Source organism: Pantoea nemavictus (assembly GCF_037479095.1).
In the GTDB taxonomy this organism is placed as follows: domain Bacteria; phylum Pseudomonadota; class Gammaproteobacteria; order Enterobacterales; family Enterobacteriaceae; genus Pantoea; species Pantoea nemavictus.
In genome coordinates this window covers 3,072,599-3,085,183 of sequence record NZ_JBBGZW010000001.1, presented here as the reverse complement: position 1 = coordinate 3,085,183, position 12,585 = coordinate 3,072,599, and the positions used below count along the sequence as shown (strand labels likewise).

Below are 12,585 nucleotides of genomic sequence, written 5' to 3'. Positions count from 1 at the left end.
ATGCCCAAAATTTGCGATCTGGTTCAAAACTTATAGCGGCATTCTCACCACTGGTGGTTATAAGGTCAATGGTTGCCAGACCAAAACGGAATTTACTCAGGCAGCGCGTTAATAAAAATGATGCACATAGATTAGCCGCGATGAATTGGCATTTAAGCAATTGATTAGCGCCGCAGGGAGAGAATGCCAGGAATAAGGAGGGAAAGCGTTTGTTCGGCGTACCAGCACTCACCAGCGCCCAAGCCGCTGAGAGATTGTAGCCAGCTCACAACTCTGGCTTCAACCGATGCCGGGCGGCATTTTCGCGTGCTAGTCTCCCCTCACGCCTCACTCCAGTTTTCCTTACTGCAGGTTGTATGAAACGCCGATTACCTTTTCAGGTGAAACTCTTTCTCTCTCTGGTGCTTTTTTCCTGCCTGCTATTAGCCTTGCTGGGCACCATCCTGTTCCATTTTATCGACCGACAGCTGCATCACGATCTGGGCCAGCGCGCGCGGGTGCAGGCCAGTGAAATCGCGCTGATGCCGGGCCTGGCGGAGAGAGTGGCACGCCGGGATATTGCAGGCATTGCTGGATTGATCCAGCCACTGCGTAATCAAAGCGATGCCAGTTATATCGTCATCGGCGACGTCCATGAGCAGCATCTCTATCATTCGGAATCGCCCGAACGCCTCAACCTGCCGTTAATTGGTGGCGACAACGCGGAGGTGCTGCAGGGGAACACCATCATCTCCGTACGTAAAGGCGGCATCGGCGTATCGCTCCGCAGCAAAGCGCCGATCTTTGATGCGCAGCATCGGGTGATTGGTATTGTGTCGGTGGGCTATCTCACCTCCTATATCGCCAATATCAACGTTAGCCTGCTGTGGCAAGCAAGCCTGTATGGCCTCGCCCTGCTGCTGCTGCTGTTTATTTTTTCATGGGTGTTTACCCGCAACCTGAAGAAACAGATGTTCTGGCTGGAGCCGAAAGATATCGCGCTGCTGGTGCTGCAACAAAAAGCGTTACTGGAAGCGATGTATGAAGGGGTATTTGCCGTTAACGCGGAGAAGCAGCTGATTTTAATTAATCGCGCCGCTCGAGAACTGCTGGATATTCAGCAGAGCGAGAGCGAACTGCTGGGTAAACCGCTGCATGAGGCGCTGCAGATTCATCCGGGGTTTCTCAGCCAACACGCGGAGCAACCGAGTGGTCGTCACCACGATCACATCACCGTGCTGAATCAGCGTCAGGTGATCGTCAACCGGGTGGCGATCGAGCTGGAGCCCGGCGAGCCAAGCGGCTGGGTGTGCAGCTTTCGCGATAAAAATGACATCAATACCCTGAGCAGCCAGCTGAGCCAGGTAAAGCGATATGCGGATAATTTGCGCATTATGCGTCATGAGCAGCTGAACTGGACCGCCACGCTGGTGGGCTTATTACAAATGCAGCGCTATGACGATGCGATGCGCTATATCCACGCGCAATCTGCCGGGGCGCAGCAGGTGCTGGATTTTGTCTCCGCACGCTTCACCTCACCGGCGCTGTGCGGATTGCTGCTGGGGAAATATGTCAGCGCGCGTGAAAAAGGCGTCGAGCTAAAATTTGATCCCGCCTGCCAGCTCAACCGTATTCCCGCCGGCATTAGCGAAACTGCATTGATGTCTGTGGTGGGGAATTTGCTGGATAACGCCGTCGATGCCACGCTCATCGCCAGAACGCCCACTACGCCGGTGGAGTTGTATATTTCCGATCGCAATCAGGAGCTGCTCATTGAAGTCGCCGATCAGGGTGGCGGCGTAGATGACAGCATTAAACCGCATCTGTTTGAGCAGGGCGTCACCAGTAAACCCTCCAGCAACGACGACGTGCTGGGAGCGGAACACGGCATTGGCCTCTATCTGGCGGCAGGTTATGTTCAGCAGGCCGGCGGCAGCATCGAGATCAGCGACAATGCGCCGCAGGGCACCATCTTCTCGGTTTTCATCCCGTTCCAGCCCGCCGTTTCGCCAGGAGGTTGCCATGAATAGTGCCAGGGCGCTTGATGTTGTGATTGTCGAAGATGAGCCGCATCTCGCCGATTTGCATCGCGAATTTATTGAGCAGCACTTTCACCTGCGTGTGGTGGGCATTGCCGCCACGCTGGAGCAGGCGCGTCATCTTATCCGCGAGCATCAGCCAAGGCTGGTGCTACTGGATAATTACTTGCCGGACGGCCAGGGCGTCACGCTGATTGACGATCCGCTGCTAAAACGTTTTGAGTGTTCGGTGATTTTTATTACCGCCGCCAGCGACATGCAAACCTGTAGCCACGCGATGCGCAGTGGCGCGTTTGATTACCTGTTAAAACCGGTATTTTTTCATCGTCTGCGCGCCTCGCTGGAACGCTTTATGCTGCTAGTGCAGACCCTGCGCCAGATGAAGAGTGTTGACCAGCAGGTGCTGGATAAGTTGTTTAATCTGCCCACCAGCGATATGCCTGCCGCGCCCTCAACCAAAGGCATTGAAGCGATCACTCTGGAACGGGTTAAACGCGTTTTCAGCAAGGCGCCCGCGGACAGCTGGTCAGTGGAGCAAGTGGTAGAGAGCGTGGGAATCAGCAAAACCACCGGGCGCCGTTATCTGGAATATTGTGTCGAGATCGGCTTTATTGGCGTGGAGATGCAGTATGGCAATATCGGCCATCCGCGTCGGCTGTACCGTAAAATAACCGACGCGCAATAGTGTGACCGAGCGCAAATGCCGTGCCGCGGCCTGCGTGGTTTTAATGGTGTTAATTGGCTAAACAGCGCCGACAATCACACTTCGTGAAGATAACGTTCGGTCACCTCTTGTCTGACAAAGACGATCGGCTATGTTGACCCTTAGTTCCTCAAATGTAACTAAAAGGTTAATTATAATGTCGAACACATTTCATCTCTCTCTGGTTACCGCTACTGTCCTGATGTCGTGCTCTGCTTTTGCCGCCCCGCCGCAGGGCTATCCGGCGGACTACCAAAGCGTTATTGATGCCGCAACGAAAGAGGGCAAAGTGGTGGTCTACTCCACCACCGACACCAAAGCCGCCGGTCCGCTGATCAAAGGCTTCGAAGAAACCTATCCCGGCATCAAAGTTGAATATAACGATATGAACAGCACCGAGCTGTACAACCGTTTTATCAGCGAACAGGCGTCGGGCGGCACCAGCGGCGATGTGGTGTGGAGCTCCTCAATGGATACCGGCCTGAAGCTGGCTACCGACTATGCGCAGGAGTATAAATCGCCAGAGTTGAGCCAGATCCCCAAATGGGCGGTGTGGAATAACAAAGCTTACGGTACCACCTACGAACCGGTGGTTTTCATCTACAACAAACGCCTGATTCCCGCCGCTGATGTGCCTGATTCACACACCGCGCTGGCCAAGCTGATCGCCAGCCAGACCGACAAGTTCAAGAGCAAAGTCACCACCTACGATATTGAGAAATCGGGCCTCGGCTTCATGCTCTCGGTGCAGGATGCGAAAGCCGATCCCAACTATTTCAAAACCCTGGCCGACGTAGCAAAAGGCGGCTTAGCGGTGCAGTCATCAACCGGCACCATGATGGAGCGGGTCTCATCCGGTGAAAACCTGATCGGCTTCAACATCCTCGGCTCTTATGCCGAAGCCCGCGCCAAAACCGATCCTTCACTGGGGATCGCTTATCCGAAGGATTACACGCTGGTACTGTCGCGCGTCTCCTTTATCAGCCAGCAAGCGAGTAACAGCCATGCCGCCAAACTGTGGCTGGATTACGTGCTGTCTGAGAAAGGACAAAGCATTCTGGCCAATCAGGCCGACATCCCTTCCCTGCGCAACGATATTGAAGGCAAAAACGACATTGATGGCATGACCAAAATGTTAGGCACGGCGCTGAAACCGATCCCGGTGGATGAAAGCCTGCTGGAGTATTTGCAGCCGAAAAAACGCCTCGATTACATCAAACAGTGGCGCACCGCCGCCGGTAAATAAGGGCATTAAGCCAGCGCGACCCGCTGCGTCGCGCTGGTTTTCTCTTATCTGATTTCGCCATTCAGGGTCTCACTATGAGTACATTGCGCAGAAAGTGGCAAAGCCTGCCGCGCGGCGTCGTGGTGCTGATAACCGCGCTGGTTATCTACGTTCCGCTGTCGTTTATCGTCATTCAAAGTTTCCTCTCCGCCCCGTTCTTTTCACCGTCGAAAGAGTGGAGCCTGGAGTCCTTCGCATTTATTTTTACCGATCCCGACTTCTATAAGGCATTGAGAAGCGGATTCATTCTGGCATTCGGCCTGGTGATCATCGCCATTCCACTGGGCGGCATTCTGGCATTCTTAATGGTGCGCACCGATCTACCGGGCAGACGCCTCATTGAGCCGCTGATCCTGGTGCCGATTTTTGTCTCGCCGATGGTATTGGGATTTGGTTATGTGGTGGCGGCGGGCCCGGTGGGATTCTTCTCGCTGTGGGCGCAGTCGCTGCTGGGATTTGTGCCATGGAATATCTACGACATGTCGAGCATCGTGGTGATCGCCGGTCTGACGCACGTGCCGCACGCTTATCTCTATATCTCCTCGGCGCTGCGCAGCGTGGGTTCGGATGTGGAAGAAGCGGCGCGTATCGCCGGTGCATCGCCGCTGCAGGTGATGACCGCGGTCAGTTTGCCGATGGTACGTCCCTCGATCCTATACGCCATCGTACTGCTGTTTTTCCTCGGGCTGGAGGTGTTCGGTCTGATGCTGGTGCTGGGCGATCCCGAAGGCAACATGGTGCTGGCCACCTATCTCTATCAGCTGACCAATAAACTCGGCACGCCGTCCTATCACCTGATGGCCGCGGTGGCGGTGGTGCTGATTTGCATCACCATTCCGCTGGTGATGCTGCAACGCCGCCTGATGCGCACCGCCAACCGCTTCGTCACTGTGAAAGGGAAAGCGTCGCAGGCGCGCGCCCTGCCGCTAGGCAAATGGCGCTGGGTTGCCGGTGCGGTGGTCGCTTTCTGGCTGACCGTCACCATTGGCGTACCGTTGCTCGGCGTGGTGCTGCGCGCCTTTATCTCCAACTGGGGCGTTGGCGTCTCGCTGTGGGATGAACTGTCGATCAAAACCTTCCAGACCATCTGGGCGCAACCCAACCTGCTGCGCGCTATCGTCAACTCCATGGCGATCGGCGTCATTGGCGGCGCGCTGGCGGTGGGATGTTATCTATTTATTGGCATCGCCATGCACCGCAAACCGGACAACACTACGCGCTTCCTCGACTACAGCGTGCTGGTGCCGCGCGCGGTGCCAGGGCTGCTGGCCGGTCTGGCATTTCTCTGGGTATTCCTGTTCCTGCCGATGTGGCTGGATAACTCGCTCAAAGCGGGCTGGCTTTCTGATTTCGCCTGGTCGCAGTGGCTGCGCGATAACCTGATCGTCTGGCTGCGTTCGCTGCGTAGCACCATCTTCAGCGTCTGGCTGGCGTATACCGTGGTGTGGATGGCGTATGGTCTGCGTTTGATCTCCTCAACGCTGCTGCAGGTGGGGCCGGAGCTGGAAGAAGCGGCGCGCAGCACTGGCGCCACGCGCGGACAGATTACGCGCCACGTCACGATTCCATTGTCACGCTACGGCTTGATTGGATCATGGCTGCTGATGTTCCTGATTTTCGAGCGCGAATACTCCACCGGCGTGTATCTGCTGTCACCCGGCACGGAAACCATCGGCTCAATGCTGGTTTCCCTGTGGGCGGCGGGCGCGATTGATATCGTTGCCGCCCTCTCCTTTATTAACATCCTGCTGGTGGTCGTCGGTTTGGGTATTGCCCTGCGATTTGGAGTGAAATTACATGATTGAATTATCGGTCGAGAACCTGCACTTAACCTACGGCGACAACCCGGTGCTGAAAGGCGTTTCCATGAACCTGCAGCGCGGTGAGGTGGTTTCTCTATTGGGGCCATCCGGCAGCGGTAAAACTACGCTGCTGCGCGCGGTCGCTGGGCTGGAGAAGCCGACGCAGGGCACCATTGTTATTGGCAACAACACCGTTTACGCCGGCACGCCGCGCAGCGAGATCCCGGCGGAAGAGCGCAACCTTGGATTGGTGTTCCAGTCCTACGCGTTATGGCCACACAAAACCGTGTTTGAGAACGTGGCTTATCCGTTAAAGCTGCGCAAAGTGGCCTCCGCTGAAATCACCCAGCGCGTGCAGGATGTGCTGGTGCAGTTGGGCTTAGGTCATCTCGGCAAACGCCACCCGCATCAGCTTTCCGGTGGGCAGCAGCAACGTGTAGCCATTGGCCGTGCGCTGGTTTATAACCCGCCGGTGATCCTGTTGGATGAGCCGTTATCAAATCTGGATGCCAAGCTGCGTGAAGAGGCGCGGGTGTTCCTGCGTGAACTGATCATCAAGCTGGGCTTGTCGGCGCTGATGGTGACACACGATCAAAATGAGGCGATGGCAATTTCCGACCGTATTTTGTTGCTCAATAACGGCAAGATCGAGCAACAGGGTACGCCGCAGGAGATGTACGGCTCGCCGAAAACCCTGTTTACCGCTGAGTTTATGGGCAGCAACAACCGGCTGCACGGCAAAATCACCGAGCTGCGCGACGGTAAAGCGCGTATCGAAGGAAAAGGCTGGGCATTGTGGGGATTAGCGGGAGAAGGTGTGCAACAGGGGCAGGACGCCACGGCGGTGATTCGCGTGGAGCGCGTGAGACTGGTAGACGGACCGGGTGAAAATCAGCTGGAACTGCCGCTGCTCACCAGCATGTATCTCGGCGACCGCTGGGAATATCTGTTCCGTACCGCGGGCGATGATTTTGTGATTCGCGCCTACGGCACCGAGGTACGCGATCCGCAGCACTGCCATCTGGCGCTGCCGGAAAACCATGTGTGGATTTTCCCGAAAGGGTGACGGATAGAGGAGCGGTGTTATGCCGCTCCTCTATAAAAAGGGGTTTTTGATCAACTTAATACTTCATCCTGAATGCTTCGGCCATCATCCCGATCTTATGCATATTGTTATTATTGCGTGCCATTTTATGCGCTTCGGGCTTCAGGATGATAATCAGTAAATAGGCATTGGGATCCATTGCACCCTGACAGTAAACCAAGTGGGCCTGATCGCTGGTCCGCTTGAACTGACGTAAAAATTTGGGAAAAGGTGCATCTGCATCGGCAAGATGAATGTGAGCCACCTGCTCTTCTTTTACCAATGGATAGGTTCGGTCGTCATCATAGAGCGCATCCCGACCAAACGTATCTGGCAACTCCCCCTCTTTTTTATAGGACAGAAAATCCGCCACTAAATCATCAAGCTCTGTCTGGCTCAATTGTTGACGAATCAAAGTTGATTTAAAAACCCTAATGCTCATTCGGTGAACTCGGTCAGATCCTTGTCAGAGGCGCTTTGCAGCAGTTTCTCGCCACTCTCCGCAATGTCACTTAGACGGTTAGCATTGGGTCTGAATCGCGCAGCCGTATGAACTCTTCCTTGTTTCTCCTCCAACAGATCGATCAGTTCTTCAAATACCTCAGCACTGATCATGTAACCCGCAGGTCGGTTGTTGGAAAGAACAGCTACCGGCTCATCAATGAAGTACTTTGCCGGATTCTTTCTCAACTCAGTAATATTTATAGATTTTTCCGCGAGAATTCGCTCCATAAATCACCTCTCATTATATTTTATTAAGCACATAATAATGCACCTTAAAGTGTACATCAATTATTGTGTTTAAAAATTATACGGAAATCATTTCAGCAAGAGCTTACAGAACAAAATATCCTTCTCCGCTCTATAAACAAAAAAAGGCGAGGCCAGAGGCCTCGCCAAAAAGGTGCTGGACCTCAATCGTAATAGGGGAGCTTACGATCGACACCGTTAATATTGACCAGCACAAAGCCCGTAGGCGCGGTTTTATTGGTCGGCGTACCGGCCGCCGTCGCGACGGTAAGTACTCCTTTCTCATTGGCGCCGATACCTGCCAGTCCATTATGCAGACCGAAGCGCGCGGCGGGTTTGAAGCCGCCCAGTTTGGTGGTATCAGTCACCACCGAGAAGTCCTGCTGGAACAGCGAGCATGAACCGCTATCGAAACGCGTTGGACCGGTGCATTTCAGGTTCATCATGGTGTCGCCACTGTTAGCCCGCAGTTTTACCCATACCGCCGCATAGGTGGTGCCAACACGGCTGTAGCGGATATCCAGCACCGCGGGTTGCCCCATGTGATAAACATCGGCCCATACCGTTTCCAGTCGCTGCAGGTTGATCCAGGTTTTACCGGTGGCAGCCACATTGACCGGGGAACCGGCGGTGCCGGTCGGCTGAGTGGCATCCGCTTTACCAATGAACTCCATCACCCACTGCTGGTTAGCATTCGGGAAAAACAGCTGTCCCAGGCGATACCAGTTATCGGTGTCGGTATTGTTGGTGATCTTGTAGCCGCTGAAATAGCCCGCACGCAGCGAACCGGTCAGGAAGCTGCCGTAGCTTTCATCACGGCGATAGCCATATTCAAAGGTGGATAACCAGCGGCCAGGGGCGAGGTCAGTACTCACTTTGGCGCCAGATTGCAGGTTCAGCTGTCGGATGGTGACGCGCGCATTATTGAGGTTGAATGGGTTACCGCAATCCTCAATATTCAGCGTATCGATGGTCCAGCCGCCGTCAGAGAGATCGCCCGGATTGCGCGTATGCTCAATCCATACGTTGCGCAAAATCCCCTGCGTCACGCGCGGCATATAGAGCGTGGCGTCACCGTAACCGGTCTGGAAGTTACAGTTGCAGATCTCAATCGCCGTGGAGTGATCCCAGGCGCCTTTTGGCGAGTTCGACCAGCCGACATCAAACACGCGTCCGTAGGTATACAGGGTGTAGATTTGGTCGAATTTACTGTCGAGAGTATCCAGCACTTTGATTACCGTGCCGCCATTATTCTGCGCGCGGAAACAGTAAATATTTACGGTGGTGCCTTCGATACAGGTGTTTTCGAAGAACGGCTGCACGTTGCTGCACATATCGGCAGTGATGGTGCTTTTGTTGGTGGTGATATCGGCCGACGCCTGGCCATTCCATGCAATACCTCTGATCGAGGTACGACGCGCCTTCACCTTGAACACCGTATTGGCGCTTTTGTCTGAAATGATGGTGGTACGCGGCAAAGAACCCAGCTCAACATCATCGCCTTGCAAGCCAAAGAAGGCGCGCTCGGTACCGCTGATATCGATTGGGCTAATCAGGAATTTACCGCCTGGGAAACGCACCGGTAACGCGGTGATGTTCCCCGAGTAGTTTTGCGTCCATGCCAGCATCCGATTAAACGCATCGGTGTCGTTGGCATAACCGTCGCCCTTCGCACCGAAGTGATAGAGGTTGATATCGGAAGGGTTGTTAATCACGCGCTTCCAGTAAAAACCGTTTCCTACCGCCAGCGTGCCGCCATCATCAACGGCCGTTGTGGTACCGATAAAACCGGTAAAATCACCGCCGCCACGGAAGGTGGAATCTGGATTGTAACGGCGTAAGAATGCCAGATCGCCGTTTTTGGATGGTGCAGTGGTGCGCAGTTCAGCATAAGAGTTAACTTCGATCATCATAGCCTCCTCGGCTTTTCAGGTAGGTAATGCAAATGCGTGAGAGCAGCGTTATTTGGCCGGTTGGCCGCAGTGCTGTTCCCAAAGATCGTTGTGGTTGTTGATGGCGCGCACGGTACGAACGTCCATGCGCTCGGCATCATTGCCGTGGGTGTAAATCGGGGAAAAAAGGGTACAGGCAGAGTCGATGACGACAGGGGCTTCAGGGCTGGTGGTATTTCGATTGCTGCAGCTTGTCGCGAGCAGCAGCGTCATCAAGATTAAGATTGCTGGCTTCCACACGTTTGGCCTCCTCGCGCAGCTGTTGCTGCTGCTGATTAACTGCCACCGCCTGGGCTGCCGCTTTGTCGGCGTTTTCCACGGCGGATTGGGATTGTTGCTGCACCTTGCCGATTTTCTTACCGCCGAAATAACTGGCAGCCAGCGCGGCAATCACGCCCGCCAGTGCGGCGAGCCAGTGCCAGCTGCCGCCGAGCATTGCCATGAGAAATGTCATGCTTTTTCCTCCATCGCTGTTTTCTGCTGGTTGAGACCTTTCTGGCGAACGAATTGCGCAATCACGCCCATCGCCACCATGAAGGCGCCAATCAAACCGAGATAGTTGTGCGGCAGAATCGCTTTCACATCTGGCGGCATGCTGTTCCACGCATCGAGCGCAGCACTGGGAAAAGATTGCACCCACGCGCTGAGCATCGAACCGAGTGACGCCAGCCACACCGACCAGGTTTTGAATAACAGCCGCGCATGCTTGACGAACTCCAGCGTGGTGAAGCGCTGCATCACCATCACCACGACGATCACCGCCAGCACCGCAGTAACAAAAATCAGCAGTTTCAGATTCATAGCAGCCCCCGATAAATGTCATAGGTGCCGCTGCGCATCACTTCGGCATGGCGCCGTGCACGGCCGGATGTCTGCCGCGCCCACAGGCTGTCGAGCATGGCATTGGCGGCGGCATCAAAGTCGCCTTGCGTGATGGAGGTGAGCATGCCGCGAAACATCGCGAGGCCATCCACACCGAGTTGATACCCCATGCTGATCAGCACATCGCTACGCGCCTCATTGCACTTGGCAAGCGCCTGTTGCACCAGCGCGCGCTGATGCATCTGCAGCACTTTGCCCTCGACGATGCACTGCTTCCATACATCCCCCACCGGTCGTGGCACCTGGAAAATGTAATTGCTCAGCGATGCGCCTTTTGGGCCGATGCGAATACCGCCAGCGACCGTCGGAAAGCCCAACGTGTCGAGGTAAGGCGCTTCGCGATAACCCTCTTCGAAATTCAGGATGGCAATAATCTGGCTCATAGTGGTTGGTTCCTCTTTAACGGGCGCAATAGTCTGAAAATGGCTGCGCAAAATGGCAAAAACACATAAATCTCGCTGATCGTTTATCGATCTCAGCGCATTGTTTGGTAAGCGAAACGCTCAAGAATGGTTAAACAGTGAGCACCATTGAAACGTTCCGCTTAAAAGTGGGGAAAGGGAGAGAAGGACTTAGCGCACGGCGTACAAATAAACGTGGGGTAAACAGCAGTTATCGAAACTCGCTTGCGTCTGATGGACGCGTGTGGGAGCTAACACCGCACTGTCGACGCGTGATTGCGTCTGGCGCTGGCAGATGCGCTCAGCGGTGCGTAAGGTGACGTTTTCATATTCGATGCCGAGCGCGCTGTCGATGCTGCGCTTAAGGCGACTGAGGGACTGGCGCCGCCGATGACGGCGCGTGCGTGCATTGCCTGAGAATACTGATTTTCCGTACTGGATGATCGCCATAACTCCTCCTGTGAATGAGTCTTTGGCGATGGGGTGGCAGGCACGGCGATTCGGCTTAAACCGAAGCGTCGGTTGTTCCTCTGGAAATACTCGACGTCAACTCGCCCGGCAGTGTTAACGGCCAGGGTGAAGTAGAGGAGAGTGAAAAACAGAGGGCAACTGACAACGCTGCAAAGTGCGTATCCACCCCATCCCAAAGTTCACTAACTTTGGATGGTATGTATCGCGCTTGTGCAGCGCCTCAATTGTTTAAGAGCGGGCTCATCCGGGAGCAGGTATGTCGTCCATCCATGCTCAAATTATTAACAGGTTCTAATGCATTGGCAAACACCAATGGTTAATTTTTTATTTACCATCAGTTAAATTTATGATTTCAGCCAAAATATTTTTTTGTCGCAACCTGCCGTTTTGTGATCAGCCCAGAATTTGGTAATCACGCGCCTGGCTCATGATCACCCGCGCTACCACCTGCAGTGTCTTCGCTTCTTCCAGCGTTAAATACCAGGTCTCATAGCGCTTGTTATCGGAGATTACCGCCACCTTCTTGTGCTGCAGCTGCAGGCGTTTGAGATAGAGCTGATCGTCAAGCGTAAACAGATAAATGCCATCGCCATCGAAGCGATGCACGCTGATATCGACAAACAGCTGATCGCGCGGCGCAAAGGTGCCTGCCATTGAGTCACTGTTGAGGGCGATGAGGCGAATATTTTCGGCCGGACGGCCGTTAAACAGTACGCGCGCCTCTTCCAGCCCATATTCAATGGCTTGAATGGTTTCCACCAGTTCGTCACGCGTACTGCTGCTGCGCACACCGTGTTGTCCGATATCCAGACTCTCCACGCGAAACAGATGTTGTGGGTTAACCAGGCTTCGCTGAGTCAGCAAGGCAGCCGGTTTTTCCATGCCAAACTGCAGCCACTCGACGCGCACGTCTAATAACTGGCTGAGCGCCAGCAAATTGTTATCATCCGGAATTGATTGTCCGTTAAACCATTTCCAAACCCCCGGCGTTGAGATCTTGCATCCCCTCTCTTGCAGAGCAAGCGCAACCTGTTTGTTCCGTCCGTGTCCGACAATTCCCGCGCTCTCGCACGCGGCAATCAGCCTGGCAGTAAATGCTTGTCTGGTACTTTCTTTTTTAACCATCAGTTAATAATCTGCCTTCAGTAAAAGACTGAATGTTATTTTCATTTTTGCTACCAGTTCATTTTATATTACCGTCAGTTTACTACCCAACCGCTTTTATCAATGAAGCTGG

Annotated in this window: 13 protein-coding genes; 5 read left to right on the top strand and 8 right to left on the bottom strand. The window is 54.2% G+C overall.

All coding sequences use genetic code 11. The features are described 5' to 3' along the window. Positions 1 to 356: 356 nt before the first annotated feature. The 5 genes from WH298_RS14060 (at position 357) to WH298_RS14040 (ending at position 6,874) form a co-directional block, all read left to right on the top strand. Positions 357 to 2,009, top strand: a complete 1,653-nt coding sequence (locus tag WH298_RS14060) for an ATP-binding protein (protein ID WP_180823140.1) — start codon at positions 357 to 359, stop codon at positions 2,007 to 2,009. Further along, positions 2,002 to 2,703: a response regulator gene (locus tag WH298_RS14055; RefSeq protein ID WP_180823139.1), complete on the top strand. Its 702-nt coding sequence runs from the start codon at positions 2,002 to 2,004 to the stop codon at positions 2,701 to 2,703. The genes WH298_RS14060 and WH298_RS14055 overlap by 8 nt, the downstream gene beginning before the upstream one ends. Positions 2,704 to 2,878: 175 nt before the next feature. Beyond that, positions 2,879 to 3,967, top strand: coding sequence for an ABC transporter substrate-binding protein (locus WH298_RS14050; RefSeq protein WP_007887116.1), 1,089 nt, complete (start codon positions 2,879 to 2,881; stop codon positions 3,965 to 3,967). A gap of 74 nt (positions 3,968 to 4,041) precedes the next feature. Continuing rightward, on the top strand, positions 4,042 to 5,811 hold the full coding sequence (locus WH298_RS14045) for an ABC transporter permease (RefSeq protein WP_180823138.1): 1,770 nt from the start codon (positions 4,042 to 4,044) through the stop codon (positions 5,809 to 5,811). Next, positions 5,804 to 6,874, top strand: a complete 1,071-nt coding sequence (locus tag WH298_RS14040) for an ABC transporter ATP-binding protein (RefSeq protein WP_049850767.1) — start codon at positions 5,804 to 5,806, stop codon at positions 6,872 to 6,874. The genes WH298_RS14045 and WH298_RS14040 overlap by 8 nt, the downstream gene beginning before the upstream one ends. A gap of 55 nt (positions 6,875 to 6,929) precedes the next feature. Here the strand turns inward: WH298_RS14040 and WH298_RS14035 are convergent, their stop codons facing one another. From WH298_RS14035 to WH298_RS14000, 8 genes are all read right to left on the bottom strand, one after another. Next, positions 6,930 to 7,334, bottom strand: a complete 405-nt coding sequence (locus tag WH298_RS14035) for a type II toxin-antitoxin system YafO family toxin (RefSeq protein ID WP_191322115.1) — start codon at positions 7,332 to 7,334, stop codon at positions 6,930 to 6,932. Continuing rightward, positions 7,331 to 7,624 carry a type I toxin-antitoxin system antitoxin YafN gene (gene yafN / locus WH298_RS14030; protein ID WP_007887121.1) on the bottom strand — a complete coding sequence of 98 codons (294 nt, stop codon included), beginning with the start codon at positions 7,622 to 7,624 and terminating at the stop codon, positions 7,331 to 7,333. The genes WH298_RS14035 and yafN overlap by 4 nt, the downstream gene beginning before the upstream one ends. 182 nt (positions 7,625 to 7,806) lie before the next feature. Beyond that, complete coding sequence (locus WH298_RS14025) at positions 7,807 to 9,552, bottom strand: amylovoran biosynthesis protein AmsF (RefSeq protein ID WP_180823137.1); 1,746 nt, start codon at positions 9,550 to 9,552, stop codon at positions 7,807 to 7,809. Positions 9,553 to 9,754: 202 nt separating this feature from the next. Then, positions 9,755 to 10,048, bottom strand: coding sequence for a hypothetical protein (locus WH298_RS14020; RefSeq protein WP_007887125.1), 294 nt, complete (start codon positions 10,046 to 10,048; stop codon positions 9,755 to 9,757). After that, on the bottom strand, positions 10,045 to 10,395 hold the full coding sequence (locus tag WH298_RS14015; RefSeq protein WP_007887126.1) for a DUF7940 domain-containing protein: 351 nt from the start codon (positions 10,393 to 10,395) through the stop codon (positions 10,045 to 10,047). Before WH298_RS14015 ends, WH298_RS14020 begins: the two co-directional genes overlap by 4 nt. Further along, positions 10,392 to 10,859 (bottom strand): lysozyme family protein, encoded by a 468-nt coding sequence (locus WH298_RS14010; RefSeq protein ID WP_007887127.1) that lies wholly within the window; start codon positions 10,857 to 10,859, stop codon positions 10,392 to 10,394. The genes WH298_RS14015 and WH298_RS14010 overlap by 4 nt, the downstream gene beginning before the upstream one ends. 189 nt (positions 10,860 to 11,048) lie before the next feature. Then, entirely contained in the window at positions 11,049 to 11,327 is a 279-nt protein-coding gene (locus WH298_RS14005; RefSeq protein WP_180823136.1) for a transcriptional antitermination N peptide, read from the bottom strand. Between the two features lie 414 nt (positions 11,328 to 11,741). Next, positions 11,742 to 12,473 carry a S24 family peptidase gene (locus tag WH298_RS14000; protein ID WP_007887129.1) on the bottom strand — a complete coding sequence of 244 codons (732 nt, stop codon included), beginning with the start codon at positions 12,471 to 12,473 and terminating at the stop codon, positions 11,742 to 11,744. Positions 12,474 to 12,585 lie beyond the last annotated feature (112 nt).

What these genes read in the sequence shown, in the direction of transcription:
- WH298_RS14060 (WP_180823140.1), top strand. Translation starts at nt 357, where the DNA reads ATGAAACGCCGATTACCTTTTCAGGTGAAACTCTTTCTCTCTCTGGTG.
- WH298_RS14055 (WP_180823139.1), top strand. Translation starts at nt 2,002, where the DNA reads ATGAATAGTGCCAGGGCGCTTGATGTTGTGATTGTCGAAGATGAGCCG.
- WH298_RS14050 (WP_007887116.1), top strand. Translation starts at nt 2,879, where the DNA reads ATGTCGAACACATTTCATCTCTCTCTGGTTACCGCTACTGTCCTGATG.
- WH298_RS14045 (WP_180823138.1), top strand. Translation starts at nt 4,042, where the DNA reads ATGAGTACATTGCGCAGAAAGTGGCAAAGCCTGCCGCGCGGCGTCGTG.
- WH298_RS14040 (WP_049850767.1), top strand. Translation starts at nt 5,804, where the DNA reads ATGATTGAATTATCGGTCGAGAACCTGCACTTAACCTACGGCGACAAC.
- WH298_RS14035 (WP_191322115.1), bottom strand. Translation starts at nt 7,334, where the DNA reads ATGAGCATTAGGGTTTTTAAATCAACTTTGATTCGTCAACAATTGAGC.
- yafN (WP_007887121.1), bottom strand. Translation starts at nt 7,624, where the DNA reads ATGGAGCGAATTCTCGCGGAAAAATCTATAAATATTACTGAGTTGAGA.
- WH298_RS14025 (WP_180823137.1), bottom strand. Translation starts at nt 9,552, where the DNA reads ATGATCGAAGTTAACTCTTATGCTGAACTGCGCACCACTGCACCATCC.
- WH298_RS14020 (WP_007887125.1), bottom strand. Translation starts at nt 10,048, where the DNA reads ATGACATTTCTCATGGCAATGCTCGGCGGCAGCTGGCACTGGCTCGCC.
- WH298_RS14015 (WP_007887126.1), bottom strand. Translation starts at nt 10,395, where the DNA reads ATGAATCTGAAACTGCTGATTTTTGTTACTGCGGTGCTGGCGGTGATC.
- WH298_RS14010 (WP_007887127.1), bottom strand. Translation starts at nt 10,859, where the DNA reads ATGAGCCAGATTATTGCCATCCTGAATTTCGAAGAGGGTTATCGCGAA.
- WH298_RS14005 (WP_180823136.1), bottom strand. Translation starts at nt 11,327, where the DNA reads ATGGCGATCATCCAGTACGGAAAATCAGTATTCTCAGGCAATGCACGC.
- WH298_RS14000 (WP_007887129.1), bottom strand. Translation starts at nt 12,473, where the DNA reads ATGGTTAAAAAAGAAAGTACCAGACAAGCATTTACTGCCAGGCTGATT.